Origin of the sequence: Nocardia bhagyanarayanae (assembly GCF_006716565.1) — a bacterium.
GTDB lineage: Bacteria > Actinomycetota > Actinomycetes > Mycobacteriales > Mycobacteriaceae > Nocardia > Nocardia bhagyanarayanae.
Genome location: NZ_VFPG01000001.1, coordinates 5,497,150 through 5,512,326 on the forward strand (window position 1 = coordinate 5,497,150; position 15,177 = coordinate 5,512,326).

Genomic DNA, 15,177 nt, shown 5'->3' on the forward strand with positions numbered 1-15,177 from the left:
CTCAGCGCACGGTTTCGCTCGTCACGGCCGCCGTGGAGACAGTCGGCGGGATCGCGTGCCGGTACACGCCCAGCGTCCAGGTCGGGTCGGCGGAGACCACGCTGACCGCCAGCGGTGTGCCGAAGACCTCCTCGCACGCTTTCATGACACCCGGCGCTTTGGGTTGGGCGACGGCGCGATCGGGCGGGGAGGCCGGATCGGCGTAGTCGTCGAAGACCAGAACCGCGCCCGGCGCCAGCCGCGGCAGACACGCACGCAGACACAGCAACGTCGACTCGTATCGATCACCGTCCAGGTAGGCGAAGGCGATCCGGGCGGGCAACTGTTCGGGCACGGTGTGGGCGAACCAGCCCGCGTGCACGTGCGGGCGGCGCAGGCCGAACCGTTCGTGCAGCGTCACCACCTCACCGACCGAGGCCGCGAACTCCCCCTCGGCCAGATAGGCGCTGTCGTGGCGACCCGGCGCGGGCAACCCGCGAAACGAATCGTAGGCATGGACCGGCGGGTCCGCGCCGACGGAGTCCAGCACCGCGCGCAGCCACGCGGTCATTCCGCCTCGGTAACAACCGAATTCGACCACCGCACCCGCGACGCCCGCGCGCACCACGCCGACGAGCTCACGCTCCACGATCGTCATCCGCCCCCGATCGACGGTCCTGGGCTGGGTCCGCAACAAGTACTCCTGCAACGCGCCGCGACGATCGTGCACAACGCCCTCCGCTCGTGCGGTTCCCACACCGGACCCCGCCAGAATAGCAATCGGCTATCTCCAGCGACGCCGAACGACGTCGACCGGCCTACCGGGCGACCAGCTCCGGCACCGCGGCCAGCGCGGCCAGCGCCCGATCCACCGAATCCGCCGCGGCGGGCAACAGCGGCAACCGCACCGCGGGGCTTGGAATGCGTCCCAGCGCGTGCAGCACGCCCTTCATCACCGTCGGGTTCGGCTCGGCGAACGCCGTCGTCGCCACCCCGGCCAGCTCCGCGCCGATCGCCCGTGCGGAGCCGAGATCACCAGTACGCCAAGCGCTTTCGAGAGTCACGAAACGCGCTGTCGCCAGCTGCGCGGTCGCCACGATACCGCCCGCCGCGCCCAACGCGAGCAGCGGCGAGAGGAACACATCGTCCCCGGCGAGCACCGCGAAATCCGTGGGCGGATCGGCGAGCAACTCGACCGCGTCGGCGTCCACACCGCCGACCGCGTACTTCACACCCACGACACCGTCCAAGGCCGCGAGCTCCCGCAGTGTGCTCGCGCTCAACGAACGACCGGTGCGATATGGAATGTGGTACACGATCAGCGGAACCGGCGAACTCGGCGCGAGATGGGCGTAGTGCGCGACGACCCCGGCCTCGGAAGGCCGCGTGTAATACGGCACCGGCACCAACGCCGCGGCCACCTGCGGCCACGCCGCCAGCTCGACAAGCCCGGCGATGCTGGCACGGGTGTCGTTGCCGCCCGCCCCGACGATCAACGGCGCGCCGGTCGACGCGCACACCGTGGCGCACACCTCGATCACCCCGCGCCGTTCCTCGGCATCCAGCGTCGCCGCCTCGGCGGTCGTGCCCAACGCCACGAGCCCCGCCGCGCCCGCGTCGAGCACGTCGCGCGCCAGCGATTCCAGCGCGTCCCACGCGACGGCGCCGTCATCGGTGAACGGCGTGACCAGCGGTACGAAAATCCCTCGGAATCGGTGCATATCGCCAGCGTGCCGCACCGAGAGATTAAGAACCAGTTCGCATTTGTACTGCTGAGCGTAAGCTGAACTGATGCTCGACGTGCGCAGGCTGCGGCTGCTGCGGGAACTCGCCCGGCGCGGCACCATCGCCGCCGTCGCCGAGGCGCTCGCGTTCACCCCCTCGGCGGTCTCCCAGCAACTCACCGCGCTGGAACGCGAAGCGGGCGTCGCCCTGCTGGAGCGCACCGGACGCCGCGTCACGCTCACCCCGGCCGGACATACCCTCGTCGCACACGCCGACGCGGTGCTCGCCCGGCTCGAAGAGGCCGAGGCCGACCTCGCCGACGCCAGAGCCGGACTGACCGGACCGCTGCGCATCGGCGCCTTCCCCAGCGCCACCCAGGCCTTCATCCCCGACACCCTCACCAGGCTCGTCGCCGCCCACCCCGGCCTGGAACCCCGTGTCACCGAACTGGATCCGGCTCGCGTCGCCGCCGCGCTGCGCGCCGGAGAACTCGACGTCGCCCTCGTCCACGACTACGACCTGGTCCCGTTCCCGCCCGAACCCGGCGTGCACACCGAACCGCTCTACCGCGAAGCCATGTTCCTCGCCGCCGACACCGCCACCCCCGGCGCGACGCTCGACACTTGGCGCGACGCACCCTGGATCGTGGCCACTGCGGGCACCCGCTGCCACACCATGACCCTGCGCGCCTGCCAAGCCGCCGGATTCACCCCGCGCATCCACCACCAGGTCGACGACTTCACCACCGTGCTGGCCTTCGTCGCCGCCGGACACGGCGTCGCCCTCGTCCCCGAACTGAGCGCCACCGAACCCCCATCCGGCGTGCGTCTCGTCCGGCTTCCTATCGCCCGCACCACGACCATCGCGTGCCGCGCGGGCGCGGGCAGGCATCCCGCAGTCTCGGCCTTCTCCACGGCCGTGCGGGCCGCGCTGAACTGAACGCGCTCACTCCCGGCGCAGTTCGAAGATCCGGAACTCGCGGCCGCCGGACAGCTCGTACTCCATCTCGTAGCCGGGCCAGAACTCCACGGCCAGATCCCAGACGCGCTTGCGCTCGACACCGGTGATCTCGGTGACCCGCACCGGGAAACGCTCACCCCGATGCCCGACCGTCGCGGTACTGGCCGCACGCAGGTTCGCCGACCACGCGGGATGCTTCGCACTGCCCCAGTTCGACCCGATCACCAGGAAATCGGCGCCGCGCGGCACGTACAGCAGCGACCTGGTGCGCGGCATCCCCGTCTTGCGTCCCGCGACCGTGACCTCGATCGACGGCAGCCCCACCAGATCGAGCACGCCGAACCGCCCGCGAGTCACCCACCGGATGAACCGTTCCAGCGGCAGCACCAGCGGCGCCGTGCGCATCACCCACCGCTGCTGCGCGAGGCGCCTGGCGAGAGTCGGCAACGGATTCGAGACCATAACCGCATGGTGCCACGCCGCGGCGGCCGCGTCCGGCCGCGAGCGCCGAAGCGGTCCAATTCACACCGCACGCGCACCGGTCGACACCGAAACTCCGGCATCGACCGCACAGATGTGCGAACGGACCCGGGAAATTCAATAGTTAAACGTCGCCATTTCACCACCGTCTGTATTTTCGATGACAGACATCCACGATTTCCCACGGAAAGGACACGGCCCCTTGGTCTTCCGCACAGCAGGATCGGCTCACCGACCGACCCCGGCCACCCACGCCCACCCCTGCCCCCGCGGAGACCGCTGATGTTCGCGCGATGGGGGGAACTCGTCCACCGATACCGCTTCGGCGTACTCGGCATCGTCATCGCCGGGCTGCTCGCACTCGCGGGCTACGGCATCGGCATCGAAAACCACCTCAGCTCCAGCGGTTTGGAAGACCCCACCGCCGAATCCGCCCGAGCAAGCCGCCTCGCCGACGAAGCGTGGGGCCGCGACCACGAATCCGACGTCGTCCTGCTCATCACCGCACCCGACGGCAAAACCGTCGACGACCCCGAACTCGGCCGCACCGTCGTCGACCACCTGAACACCCTCACCCGCGACCACCCCGACGAGATCACCGGCATCAACGGCGCCTACTGGGCCACCGAAAGCGGTAAAGCCAGCGGACCCCTCTTCGCCGGAGACGACCGCCGCCACGCCTTCGTCCTCATCGCCATCCGCGGCGACGACGACACCGAGATGGTCCGTAACTACCGAAAGGTCAAGGACGACTTCCCCATTCCCGGCGTCGACATCCAAATCGCCGGACTCCAACCCATCGCGGGCACCCTCACCGACACACTCACCGACGACGTGCACCGCATGGAGGTCGTCGCACTACCTGTCGTCGCCGTCCTGCTGTTCTTCGTCTTCGGCGGACTCGTCGCCGCCGCGCTGCCCCTCGCCATCGGCGCGCTCACCGTCACCGGCGCCAACGGCATCATGCGGATATTCACCAACTTCACCGAGGTCAACTCCTTCGTCACCGGCGTCGTCTCGATGATCGGCGTCGGCCTCGCCATCGACTACGGCCTGTTCATCGTCAGCCGCTTCCGCGAAGAACTCGCCGCCGGCCACGACACCCGCACCGCCGTCCGCCGCACCGTCAGCACGGCAGGCCGCACCGTCGTCTTCTCCGCGACCATGATCGTCGCCAGTCTCGGCGGCCTGCTGATCTTCCCGCAGGGATTCCTCAAATCCCTCGCCTACGGCGCCATCGCCACCGTCCTGCTCGCCGCGCTCGCCGCGATCACGATCCTGCCCGCCGCCCTCGGCATCCTCGGACCACGCGTGGACAGCCTCGGCCTCAGCCGATTCCGCCGCACCAAGACCGCCGCCGAGATCGAGAACGGCTTATGGGGCCGCACCACCGACTGGGTCATGCGCAAGCCGCTGCGCGTCGCCATCCCGCTCGTCCTCGGCCTCTGCCTGCTCATCATCCCGATGAAGAACCTCGCCTTCGGCGGCATGAGCGAGACCTACCTGCCACCGGACAACCCCACCCGCCTCGCCCAGCAGCACTTCGACGAACTGTTCCCCAAACGCCAACCCGACCCGCTCCAGCTCATCGTCCTCTCCGACGACCGCGCCGCCATCGGCACGCTCTACCGCCAGGTCAACCAAGCACCCGGTCTCGCAAGCGAATTCAGCGTGCCCGCCTCCGCACCCGGCCGCACCGACCTCTACCGCATGCGCGCCACCCTCGCCGATTCCGGCAACGCCGGCCCCACGATCGACTACCTCCGCGCACTCGACGTGCCCGACGGACTCACCCTCCTCGTCGGCGGCCAGCCCGCGATCCAAGAAGACAGCATCGACACCCTGCTCGAACGCATGCCGTACATGATCGCCACGGTCGTGCTGATCACGACGTTGCTGATGTTCCTGACCTTCGGCTCACTCGTCCTGCCGATCAAGGCCGCGCTGATGAGCGCACTCGGCCTCGGCTCCACGCTCGGCATCCTCACCTGGATCTTCATCGACGGCCACGGAGCCGGGCTGCTCAACTTCACACCGCAGCCGATCATGTCCCCGGTGCTGGTGCTCATCATCGCCATCGTCTACGGCCTGTCCACCGACTACGAGGTGTTCCTGCTGTCGCGCATGGTCGAAGCGAGAGCCAAGGGCGCCGACACCACCCAGGCCATCCGCGTCGGCACCGCGCACACCGGCGGCATCATCACCGCCGCCGCCCTCATCCTGCTGGTGGTCACCGGCGCGTTCGCCTTCTCCGACCTCGTGATGATGCAGTACATCGCCTACGGCATGATCGCGGCCCTGTTCATCGACGCGACGATCCTGCGCATGCTGCTGGTCCCGGCGGTCATGAAACTGCTCGGCGACAAGTGCTGGTGGGCGCCCGCCTGGATGCGGCGGATCCAGCGCAAGATCGGCCTCGGCGAACCCGTTCTGGACGACGAACCGCCGGCCCGCGCCGTGCCCGAGGCGACTCCGGTCTCGGCAGCGGTGTCCGCGCGGAGCTGACCGGCGGCCGAGTCACCCGGGAAAAAGCGCGGTCGCCACCCTCTCGCGGAGTACGCTCACCGCCAGAAGGGAGCGTCACCACCGCCGACCGGACCGAAGGACGTGCACCGATGAGCAGCCGTCTCGACGCCGAATACGCCGATCCCACGCCGCTACGGGTGCGGATCGACACCCACGAGCGCTACTCGGAGAAACCCCACGACCCGGGCGGCGAAGTGCTGACCGCACTCGCCCTCTCCGGCGGGGAATACCTCGCCGACGTCGGCTGCGGCGACGCCCGGTTCCTCGCTCGCCTCGTGGCGTACGGCCACCGCGGTCCACTGCTCGGCATCGACACCTCACCCGCCATGGTCGCCGCCGCCCAGGCCGTCCCCGGCGTGCGCGGCGTCCGAGCCGACGCCCGCCATATCCCGTTCGACGACAACACCTTCGACGTGCTCACCGCACGCCACATGCTGTACCACGTCCCGGACCCGGCGGCCGCGCTGCACGAATTCCGGCGCACCACCAAACCGGGCGGCACCGTCGCGGTTGTCGTCAACCACGCCGAAACCTGCCCGCACATAAGCGAACTGGTCGACGCGCACGCCGCGAGCTACGGCATCGAACCCGGCGCCGCCCCGCCGCGCACCGTCGATTCGGAAACACTGCCCCGGCTCATGTCCGACATCTTCGGGTCCGTGCACGTCCAGCGCTGCGACAACGCGCTCGTCTTCGACAACCCCGCACCGCTGATCCGCTTCGCGGAGGCCATCTTCGGCTGCCGCGGCATCGAACGCGACCACCCCGATCGCGACGCGATCCTGGCCGATCTCAGCGCCGACGTCGAAGACTGGTTCGGCCATCACCGCGGGCGCACCTGGCGCGATCCCAAGGGGTACGTCGTCGCCACCGCCCTCGTCGCGGAGTGATCGCCCGCCCCCTGCGGTAAGAGCTTGGTGATTGGGCACTTTCAGATCTTTGGTGATTGACGTAAGGCGTGGTTCTGCTTTGCCAAGGTGGGCTTATATAGTTAGATGCGCATATCTACGTAGCGGCATGTTGATTAGGGTTCTCCAGTGGCGTTGACACTGCCGACCAGCGGACCCCTGCCAGACCGAGATCGCTGATGCCGACCTCGCCTCCACGGCGGTCCCTGCCGCCGGAACAGCTCCTCCCCTACCCCACCGAGAAGCCCTGCGGCACTCCGCGATCCTCCCCCGACGCGGACGGGCGACCAGTTACAGTGTTCGCCGTGGTCTCACCCGACCCGGTGCCCTCCCACACCGGAGGCCCACGAGCGCCGACCACCCATTCGGAACAGGAGTTCGATGCGATCCCCCAGTCGCCGCCACGTCCTGGCCGCCCTCGCGGCCACCACCGCCGCGCTGGTCGTCGGCGGTAACGCGCCCGCGTACGCCCGCCCCGCGCCACCCACGCAGGTGCAGCCGTTCGGCAGTGATTTCCTGTGGGGCGTCGCCGCGTCCGGATACCAGTCGGAAGGCGATGCGCCGGACAGCAATTGGTCGCGGTATGTCGCCGAGGGCAAGACCCAGGACCCGTACGAGAACGCCATCGACTTCCACAGCCGCTACCGCTCGGATATCGAGCTGGCCGGCCAGCTCGGCGTCCGGGTGTATCGCATCGGCATCGAATGGGCGCGGCTCCAGCCGCGACCCGGCGAGTGGGACGAAGCGGGATTCCGCTTCTACGACAACGTGATCGCGGCGATCCGCGACGCGGGCATGCGGCCGATGCTGACCATCGACCACTGGGTCTACCCTGGCTGGGAGGTCGACCGCGGCGGCTGGCGCAACCCGGCGATCGTCGAGGACTGGCTGGCCAACGCCAGGCGGGTGGTCGACAGGTACGCGCACGCGGACCCGCTGTGGGTGACCTTCAACGAGCCGATCATGTACGTGATCAACGAGCTTCGGCACGGCGGCATCGGTCCCGCCGACGTGCCGGTCATGCACGACCGAATCGCTCGGGCGCACAACGCGATCTACGACCACATCCACGCGGTGCAGCCCGGCGCCATGGTGACGAGCAACGTCGCCTACATCCCGGCCGCCGAGGACGCGGTCAACAAGCCGCTGATCGACAAGATCGCCGCGAAGCTGGACTACGTCGGCATCGACTACTACTACGGCCTCTCCCCCGACAACCTCACGGGGATGACGAACTTCACCGAGCTGTGGAAGAACCCGCTCCAGCCCGAGGGCATCTACTATGCGCTGCAACATTATTCGCGCGCGTTTCCCGGCAAGCCGCTCTACATCGTGGAGAACGGCATGCCCACCGAGAACGGTCTGCCACGCTGGGATGCCTACAGCCGCGCCGACAACCTGCGCGACACCGTCTACTGGCTGCAGCGCGCCAAGGCCGACGGCATAGACCTGATCGGCTACAACTACTGGAGCCTCACCGACAACTACGAATGGGGCTCCTATACACCGCGTTTCGGCCTCTACACCGTCGACGTGCTGACCGATCCGACGCTGACGAGGCGCCCCACCGACGCCGTCGCGGCCTACCGCGCCATCACCAGCCACGGCGGCGTACCGGCCGACTACCTGCCGACGCGGCTGCCGAAGGAATGCTCGTTCGTGGACGCGCTCGCCAGCTGCGCCGATCCGGTGACCGTGCCCCGCTGATCCGCCCGCCCGGCGTGCGGTGCGGGGCCGCGCGCCGGCGTCAGGGGCGCCGTCCGCGCGGGGGCGCCGCGATGTCGTGCACCACGGCTTCCTGTTCGCCGGCTTCCGGCTCGGTGAAGCCGACGGGCGGGGGCACATCGCCGGTGCGGTGCGCCCGGGCGACCAAGGCCGAGCGCAGATACCACAGGCCCGATGCCTGGGTGGGGTCGAAGGCGATGAGCTGGCCGATCCGCTTGAGGCGGTAGTCGACGGTGTTGGTGTGCACGTGCAGCAGCCGCGCGGTGCGCTGCCGGTTCAGGTTCGTGCTGATGTGCACCTGCAGCGTTTCCAGCAGTTCGGGGTAGTCGTCCAGCGGATCGAGCAGCGAGCCGAGGAAGTCGCGCGCCGGGCCGGGCCGAGTGAGCTGGTATTCCAGCGCCAAGTCGTTGAAGCGGTAGAGGCCCGACACGCTGTGCATCCGGTGCACCATGTCGAGCAGCTCGTGCGCCTGATCGGCGGCCTGGGGTATGCGTTCCGGGGTGGCCTCCACCGCGCTGGCGCGCACGGGAACCTGCGCGGCCCTGGACAATTGGGCGACCAGCTCGTCGAGTTCCGCGTCGTCGAGGGTGGTGGTCGGGATGAGGATGGTGCCGCCGTCCACGCTCAGCAGCGACAGCGCGCTGTCGCCGCACCGGGTGGCCAGCTCCGCTTGCAACCTGCGTAGCTTGCGGCGGGCGACCACCTTGCTGTCCAGCGTCGGGTTCCGTTCGTCGCGGTGCGGCGGCACCGCGAGCGCGAGCACGTGGTAGGCCTCCGCGATCTGGATTCCGCATTCGCGGGCCATGGTCGAGGTGCTGTTGCCGCCGAGCAGGGCCGAGGTCAACGTGTGCACGGCCGTGTGGTGTTCGCTCACCACGGCGCGAAGTTCCTTCACGTACGCCACCGACACCGTCGCGATGATGGTGTCGAGAATGTCCATGAAGCGGCGGGCCACGTTCACCAGGCTCTCGTGGTCCTGGGTGGTGGCATTGGCCAGGATCAGATCGAAGCCGAGTTTGAAGCCCTCGTGGATGGCGTGCTGGATGGTGTCGATCGGAATGCCCTCGCGCGCCCAGCCCGCGGCCGCGGCGCCGACTCGCTCGATGTCCTCGCCGACCTCGTTGCCGTCCAGCATCCGCACGGCCAGTTCCAGACACACCCGGGTCACCGCGGTCACGTCGCCGCTGAGCGCCTCGCCGGGTAGCGTGCCGCAGGGCACCACGTTCTTCACGAAGTGCCCGACCATGCGCTGGGAGAGGGTCCTGGTGTCCTTGAGATGGGTCGAGACCGGACGGCCCGAGACGATGAGATCAGGATCGGCCATGTTGGGAGCGGTCACGAGCGGGTCCTTCCGGCCGGAATTGCACAGCGATCAAACGTAACGGGATTCGCCTGCGCCGTGGGCCGGGTCGATCACGGATTGTGAAACTTGAGTCGAAATCTCCAGTGTTTTTGTGACTGAGCACAAAAGACGGGGGGTCAGGTTTGGAAGGTCGGCTCCCCCGCCAAGTACGTAGCCCGCACCTCGATGTCGGCCAGTTCCTCCGGTGGCACCCGCCGGGGATCCCTGGCCAGGACGACCAGGTCCGCGTACTTGCCGGGAGTGAGGGATCCGGTGATGTCGTCGGCGAACAGCTGATACGCCGCGTCGATGGTCTGGGCACGCAGCGCCTGGTCGACGGTGATCCTTTCCGCCGGTGCGAGTACGCGTCCGCTGCGCGATGTCCGCGTCACCGCCGCCGCCATGTTGCGCAGCGGCTCCTCCTCGGTGACCGGGCAGTCGTTGTGGAACGACACGCGCATACCCGCGTCGAGTGCCGATCGGGTGCGCACCCAGTTGGCGCCGCGCTCGGGGCCGAACAGGTCGTCGACGAGCACGTCGCCCCAGTAGTAGACGTGATCGACGAACAAACTGCAGGTGATGCCGAGTCGCGCGGCGCGCCGGAATTGCTCGGGCGTCATCGCGCCGCAGTGCTCCAAGCGCAGCCGGTGATCCCGGCGCGGATGGCGAGCCAGCGCGTTCTCGTAGACGTCGAGAATCGTGTCGACGCCGTGATCGCCGTGCACGTGGCAGGCGATCTGCCAGCCCATCGGGTAGTACGCGCCGACGATCTGGTGCAGTTGGTCCGCGGTGTAGTTGGCGTGGCCGCGGTGGTCGTGCCCGAGTCCGAGCGCGGCCGTGGCGGGGGTGTTCAGATACGGGAACGAGGTGTCGATGTTGCCGACCCACGGTGATCCGTCGACCCAGATCTTGATGCCGATCTGGCGGAACAGGTCGTCGCCGTTCTCCAGTGGGCAGTACGACTCCCCGCCCGGATCGGCCATCTCGTAGACCCGCATCCGCACCTTGCCTCGCTGCTGCTGATAGAGCGCGCTGGTCAGCGGGCGCATCTGCTGGGCGAAGGCCATGTCGCTGCACAGCGTGACACCGCGGCTCGCGAGGTCGGCGTGTTCGCGGGCGAGCAGTTCCGGGCCCGCGAGTTGCTCGGCGAGCATGGGCCCGATGACCGACAGCACGGCGGGGGTCTCGTAGACCTTGCCGGCGAGCCGGCCGTAGTCGTCCCTGACGTAGTGCCCGCCTGCCGGATCCGGCAGGTCGTCGGAGAGACCGGCGAACCGCATGGCCGCCCCGTTCGCCCACGCGAGGTGCCCGGAGTTCTGCCAGATCACGATCGGCCGGTCGGGTCCGAGTTCGTCCAGCCACGCCCTGGTCGGCTCCGGAAAACCCGATTGCAACAGCACATCCAAGCCGTAGAAGATCAACGGACGGCCGGCCGGAGCCATGGCGACCGCGCGCAGAATCTCGGCGTGCGCGTCCTCGGCGCTCGGACAGGTGGTGACCGGGCGAATGTCGATCACGATGTCGGAGTACAGCATCTGATCCTGGGTCGGGTGGGTGTGCGCCTCCACGAAGCCCGGCATCAGGCAGCGATCGCCCAGGTCGATCATCTCGGTCCCGGGTCCGCGCATGGCCAGCACGTCGTCTCCACCGACCGCGGCGATGCGCCCGTCGGACACCGCGACCGCGCGCGCCCCCTCGCGCTCGGGATCCATCGCGAGGATCGTGCCGCCGGTGAAGATCAGATCGGCTGTGCTCATCGAAACCTCCGTCGAACGGGCCGGGCCAGCGGACGGAAGCCGCTTTGCCACTCGATTGCGAAGAGCGTGCGAGCTTCGACGATAACAGTTGGTACAGGTGATTTGCGTTGACAACTGATGTTTGCTGATCGCCCTTGGCGGCGATGAGAAGCGCGAGGAATCGCATTGAAACACGTTCTAGACAAAATGGATCGTTTGTCTTACCGTCGATATATGCAAGCGGGTTTGTCACACAACGGCGTGTTCGAATTACGGTCCGGCGAGACCTGGCGCGATCCGTGGCCGATGTACGCCGAGCTGCGCGATCACGATCCGGTCCACCACGTGATTCCGGCGGATCGCCCCGACGAGGACTACTACGTGCTGTCCCGTTTCGCCGACGTCTACGACGCGGTGCGCGACGCCGAGACCTTCTCCTCGGCCTCGGGCATCACGGTCGACTATCACGATCTGGAGAAGATCGGCCTCGGCGAGAACAAGCCGTTCGTGTTCACCGATGCCCCCGACCACACGATCTTCCGTCGCCGGGTGGCCAAGGGTTTCACTCCGCGGCAGGTCGAGGAGATCCGTCCCGCCGTACGGGAATTCGTCGTCGAGCGCATCGAGCGGCTGCGCGAAGCCGGTGGCGGCGACATCTCCGTCGAGCTGTTCAAGCCGCTGCCCACCATGGTGGTCGCGCACTATCTCGGCGTACCAGCCGCGGATAGGCCGAAGTTCGACGAATGGACCGACAGCATTGTCGCCGCCTCGGCCAGCGGCAACGTCTACTCGGCGCAGGCTGCCGTCGGCGAGCTCACCCAGTACTTCACCGCGATGATCGAACGCCGCCGCCTCGAACCGGCCGACGACACCATCACCCACCTGGTGGCCTCCGGCCTCGGCGAACCCGACGACATTCCCGGCATCCTGCAGATCATCGGCTTCGCCTTCACCATGATCACCGGCGGCAACGACACCACCACCGGAAATCTCGGCGGTGCGGTCCAGCTGCTGACCACCTATCCCGACCAGCGCAAGCGGCTCATCGACGATCCGAGCCTGATCCCGGATTCGGTCAACGAGTTTCTTCGGCTGACCTCGCCGGTGCAGAACATGGCCCGCACCGTGACCAGGGACGTGGAGATCGAGGGCGTCACCATTCCGGCGGGCAGGCGGGCGCTGATGCTCTACGCCTCGGCCAACCGCGACGAACGCGAATTCGGCCCGGACGCCGCGGAATTGGACGTCACCCGCAGGCCGAAGACCATCCTCACCTTCGGCCACGGCAACCACCACTGCCTCGGCGCGGCGGCCGCCCGCATGCAGGCCACCATCGCGTTGCAAGAGTTGCTCGCCCGCTGCCCGGACTTCACCGTCGACTTGGACGGCGTCCGCTACGCGGAGGGCAACTACGTGCGGTGGCCGGTGCACGTCCCGTTCGTGGCGAGCGCATGAACACCGACTGGCTGGCCGAGCAGCGCACCGAACTGGCCGCGCAACGGATCCTGGACGCGGCCGCGCGCCTGTTCGCCGAACGGGGCGTCGCCGACACCCAGATGGCCGATATCGCCAAGGCGGCGGGCTGTTCCCGCGCGACGGTCTACCGGTACTTCGAGAACCGGCACGCGGTGCGGCTCGCCTTCGTGCACCGGGAGGCGCGGCGCGTCGGTGCGGCGGTGGTCGCGGAGGTCGACGGGATCGCCGATCCGGGCGAGCGGATCGTGACCGCCATGCTCACCGCGGTGCGCGCGGTCCGCGCGGAGCCGCTGCTGATCGCCTGGTTCCGGCCCGCCGACGCGGGACTCGCCGTGGAGATCGGTCAGTCCTCGCAAGTGATCGAGGCGCTCGCGACCGCCTTCCTACCGGATTCGATCGGCGACGACCGGCCGCGGCTGGCGCGCTGGCTGACCCGGCTGATCGTCTCGCTGCTCACCGTCCCCGGCGTCGACGACGCGGACGAACGCGCCATGCTGGAGCATTTCGTCGCGCCGCTGTTCGCCTCCGCCTGACCGCTCGGCGACCCTAGGCCTTCTTTTCGGGCGCGCCCGCGACCGGTTCCATGACGGCTTCACCGTGCCGCGGCGCACCCCAGCCCACGTGCGCTTCGGCGCGCATGCGATCGATCATGTGCGGGTAGTGCAGCTCGAACGCGGGACGCTCGGAACGGATGCGCGGCAGCTCGTAGAAGTTGTGTCGCGGCGGCGGGCAGGTGGTGGCCCACTCCAGCGAGTTGCCATAGCCCCACGGATCGTCCACCGTGACGGGTTCGCCGTACCGGGCGCTCTTGAAGACGTTCCAGACGAACGGCAGCAGCGAGGCGCCCAGGATGAACGACCCGATGGTGGAAACCGTGTTCAGGCCGGTGAATCCGTCCGAGGGCAGGTAGTCGGCGTAGCGGCGCGGGAATCCCTCGTTACCGAGCCAGTGCTGCACCAAGAAGGTCATGTGGAAGCCGACGAACGTGGTCCAGAAGTGCCACTTGCCGAGCCGTTCGTCGAGCATGCGGCCGGTCATCTTCGGGAACCAGAAGTAGATGCCCGCGTACGTCGCGAAGGCGATGGTGCCGAAGAGCACGTAGTGGAAGTGCGCGACCACGAAGTACGAGTCGGACACGTGGAAGTCCAGCGGCGGGCTGGCCAGGATCACGCCGGACAGACCGCCGAACAGGAACGTGACGATGAAGCCGATCGAGAACAGCATCGGCGTCTCGAAGGTCAGCTGACCGCGCCACATCGTGCCGATCCAGTTGAAGAACTTCACGCCGGTGGGCACCGCGATGAGGAAGGTCATGAACGAGAAGAACGGCAGCAGCACCGCACCGGTGGCGAACATGTGGTGCGCCCACACCGCGACGGACAGCGCGGCGATGCCGAGGGTCGCGTAGACCAGCGTGGTGTAGCCGAAGATCGGCTTGCGGGAGAAGACCGGGAAGATCTCCGAGACGATGCCGAAGAACGGCAGCGCGATGATGTACACCTCGGGGTGGCCGAAGAACCAGAACAGATGCTGGTAGAGGATCACCCCGCCGGTGGCCGGATCGTAGATGTGCCCGCCGAGGTGGCGGTCGTAGGCGATCGCGAACAGCGCGGCGGTGAGGATCGGGAAGGCGAGCAGGATCAGCACGCTGGTGACGACGATGTTCCAGGTGAAGATCGGCAGGCGGAACATGGTCATGCCGGGCGCGCGCAAGCAGACCACGGTGGTGATCATGTTGACCGCGCCGAGGATGGTGCCGAGACCCGAGACCGCCAGACCGAGGATCCACATGTCACCGCCGACTCCCGGCGAGTGCATCATGTCGCTGAGCGGTTGGTACGCGGTCCAACCGAAGTCGGCGGCGCCGCCCGGGGTGATGAAACCCGCGGTCGCCATGGTCGCACCGAACAGGTACAGCCAGTAGCTGAAGGCATTGAGGCGCGGGAAGGCCACGTCGGGTGCGCCGATCTGCAGCGGCAGGATCAGATTGGCGAAGGCGAACACCACGGCCGTCGCGTAGAACAGCAGCATGATCGTGCCGTGCATGGTGAACAGCTGATTGAACTGCTCGGTGGACAGGAACTGCATGCCAGGCCTGGCCAGTTCGCCGCGCATCAGCAGCGCCATCAGGCCGCCGATCATGAAGAACGACATCGATGTGGTCAGGTACATCGTGCCGAGCACCTTCGGGTCGGTCGTGGTGACCAACTTCAAGATGAACGACCCCTTCGGCCCCACCCGCCTCGGATACGGCCGGACGGCCTCGAGTTCCGACTCCGGCCTGGGAGCTACGGCAGTCACCACATCCTCCTCGCGCGTC

Annotated in this window: 12 protein-coding genes; 6 read left to right on the forward strand and 6 right to left on the reverse strand. The window is 68.1% G+C overall.

Features of this window, described 5'->3' with window-relative positions; genetic code table 11:
* Position 1 precedes the first annotated feature (1 nt).
* Both FB390_RS24070 and FB390_RS24075 read right to left on the reverse strand, forming a co-directional pair.
* A complete protein-coding gene (locus FB390_RS24070; protein WP_221639356.1) occupies positions 2 to 709 on the reverse strand; it encodes a TylF/MycF/NovP-related O-methyltransferase in 708 nt (235 codons plus the stop codon).
* A gap of 88 nt (positions 710 to 797) precedes the next feature.
* On the reverse strand, positions 798 to 1,700 hold the full coding sequence (locus tag FB390_RS24075) for a 4-hydroxy-tetrahydrodipicolinate synthase family protein (RefSeq protein ID WP_141810990.1): 903 nt from the start codon (positions 1,698 to 1,700) through the stop codon (positions 798 to 800).
* 70 nt (positions 1,701 to 1,770) lie between these two features.
* On the opposite strand from FB390_RS24075, the gene FB390_RS24080 reads away from it, so the two are divergent.
* On the forward strand, positions 1,771 to 2,643 hold the full coding sequence (locus FB390_RS24080; RefSeq protein WP_141810991.1) for a LysR family transcriptional regulator: 873 nt from the start codon (positions 1,771 to 1,773) through the stop codon (positions 2,641 to 2,643).
* Between the two features lie 6 nt (positions 2,644 to 2,649).
* Here the strand turns inward: FB390_RS24080 and FB390_RS24085 are convergent, their stop codons facing one another.
* The gene (locus FB390_RS24085; RefSeq protein ID WP_141810992.1) at positions 2,650 to 3,126 is read right to left on the reverse strand and encodes a nitroreductase family deazaflavin-dependent oxidoreductase; all 477 of its coding nucleotides are present in this window, start codon (positions 3,124 to 3,126) and stop codon (positions 2,650 to 2,652) included.
* A gap of 300 nt (positions 3,127 to 3,426) precedes the next feature.
* On the opposite strand from FB390_RS24085, the gene FB390_RS24090 reads away from it, so the two are divergent.
* The 3 genes from FB390_RS24090 (at position 3,427) to FB390_RS24100 (ending at position 8,285) form a co-directional block, all read left to right on the forward strand.
* Positions 3,427 to 5,649 (forward strand): MMPL family transporter, encoded by a 2,223-nt coding sequence (locus FB390_RS24090; protein WP_141810993.1) that lies wholly within the window; start codon positions 3,427 to 3,429, stop codon positions 5,647 to 5,649.
* 110 nt (positions 5,650 to 5,759) lie between these two features.
* Complete coding sequence (locus tag FB390_RS24095) at positions 5,760 to 6,560, forward strand: class I SAM-dependent methyltransferase (RefSeq protein ID WP_141810994.1); 801 nt, start codon at positions 5,760 to 5,762, stop codon at positions 6,558 to 6,560.
* 399 nt (positions 6,561 to 6,959) lie between these two features.
* The gene (locus FB390_RS24100; protein ID WP_141810995.1) at positions 6,960 to 8,285 is read left to right on the forward strand and encodes a family 1 glycosylhydrolase; all 1,326 of its coding nucleotides are present in this window, start codon (positions 6,960 to 6,962) and stop codon (positions 8,283 to 8,285) included.
* Between the two features lie 40 nt (positions 8,286 to 8,325).
* Here FB390_RS24100 and FB390_RS24105 read toward each other — a convergent pair whose 3' ends face one another.
* Both FB390_RS24105 and FB390_RS24110 read right to left on the reverse strand, forming a co-directional pair.
* Entirely contained in the window at positions 8,326 to 9,642 is a 1,317-nt protein-coding gene (locus tag FB390_RS24105) for a PucR family transcriptional regulator (RefSeq protein ID WP_425465879.1), read from the reverse strand.
* Between the two features lie 140 nt (positions 9,643 to 9,782).
* Positions 9,783 to 11,402 (reverse strand): amidohydrolase, encoded by a 1,620-nt coding sequence (locus FB390_RS24110; RefSeq protein WP_141810996.1) that lies wholly within the window; start codon positions 11,400 to 11,402, stop codon positions 9,783 to 9,785.
* A 213-nt stretch (positions 11,403 to 11,615) separates the two neighbouring features.
* Between FB390_RS24110 and FB390_RS24115 the strand changes: the two genes are divergently transcribed.
* Both FB390_RS24115 and FB390_RS24120 read left to right on the forward strand, forming a co-directional pair.
* Positions 11,616 to 12,836 (forward strand): cytochrome P450, encoded by a 1,221-nt coding sequence (locus tag FB390_RS24115; RefSeq protein WP_141810997.1) that lies wholly within the window; start codon positions 11,616 to 11,618, stop codon positions 12,834 to 12,836.
* Entirely contained in the window at positions 12,833 to 13,390 is a 558-nt protein-coding gene (locus FB390_RS24120) for a TetR/AcrR family transcriptional regulator (RefSeq protein WP_141810998.1), read from the forward strand. The genes FB390_RS24115 and FB390_RS24120 overlap by 4 nt, the downstream gene beginning before the upstream one ends.
* Before the next feature lie 13 nt (positions 13,391 to 13,403).
* On the opposite strand, the gene ctaD is transcribed toward FB390_RS24120, so the two are convergent.
* Positions 13,404 to 15,158: an aa3-type cytochrome oxidase subunit I gene (gene ctaD / locus FB390_RS24125; RefSeq protein ID WP_141810999.1), complete on the reverse strand. Its 1,755-nt coding sequence runs from the start codon at positions 15,156 to 15,158 to the stop codon at positions 13,404 to 13,406.
* Positions 15,159 to 15,177: the final 19 nt, after the last annotated feature.

Bases quoted from the DNA above. Each gene is read 5' to 3' on its own strand.
- FB390_RS24075 (WP_141810990.1), bottom strand. From the start codon at position 1,700: ATGCACCGATTCCGAGGGATTTTCGTACCGCTGGTCACGCCGTTCACC.
- FB390_RS24080 (WP_141810991.1), top strand. From the start codon at position 1,771: ATGCTCGACGTGCGCAGGCTGCGGCTGCTGCGGGAACTCGCCCGGCGC.
- FB390_RS24085 (WP_141810992.1), bottom strand. From the start codon at position 3,126: ATGGTCTCGAATCCGTTGCCGACTCTCGCCAGGCGCCTCGCGCAGCAG.
- FB390_RS24090 (WP_141810993.1), top strand. From the start codon at position 3,427: ATGTTCGCGCGATGGGGGGAACTCGTCCACCGATACCGCTTCGGCGTA.
- FB390_RS24095 (WP_141810994.1), top strand. From the start codon at position 5,760: ATGAGCAGCCGTCTCGACGCCGAATACGCCGATCCCACGCCGCTACGG.
- FB390_RS24100 (WP_141810995.1), top strand. From the start codon at position 6,960: ATGCGATCCCCCAGTCGCCGCCACGTCCTGGCCGCCCTCGCGGCCACC.
- FB390_RS24110 (WP_141810996.1), bottom strand. From the start codon at position 11,402: ATGAGCACAGCCGATCTGATCTTCACCGGCGGCACGATCCTCGCGATG.
- FB390_RS24115 (WP_141810997.1), top strand. From the start codon at position 11,616: ATGCAAGCGGGTTTGTCACACAACGGCGTGTTCGAATTACGGTCCGGC.
- FB390_RS24120 (WP_141810998.1), top strand. From the start codon at position 12,833: ATGAACACCGACTGGCTGGCCGAGCAGCGCACCGAACTGGCCGCGCAA.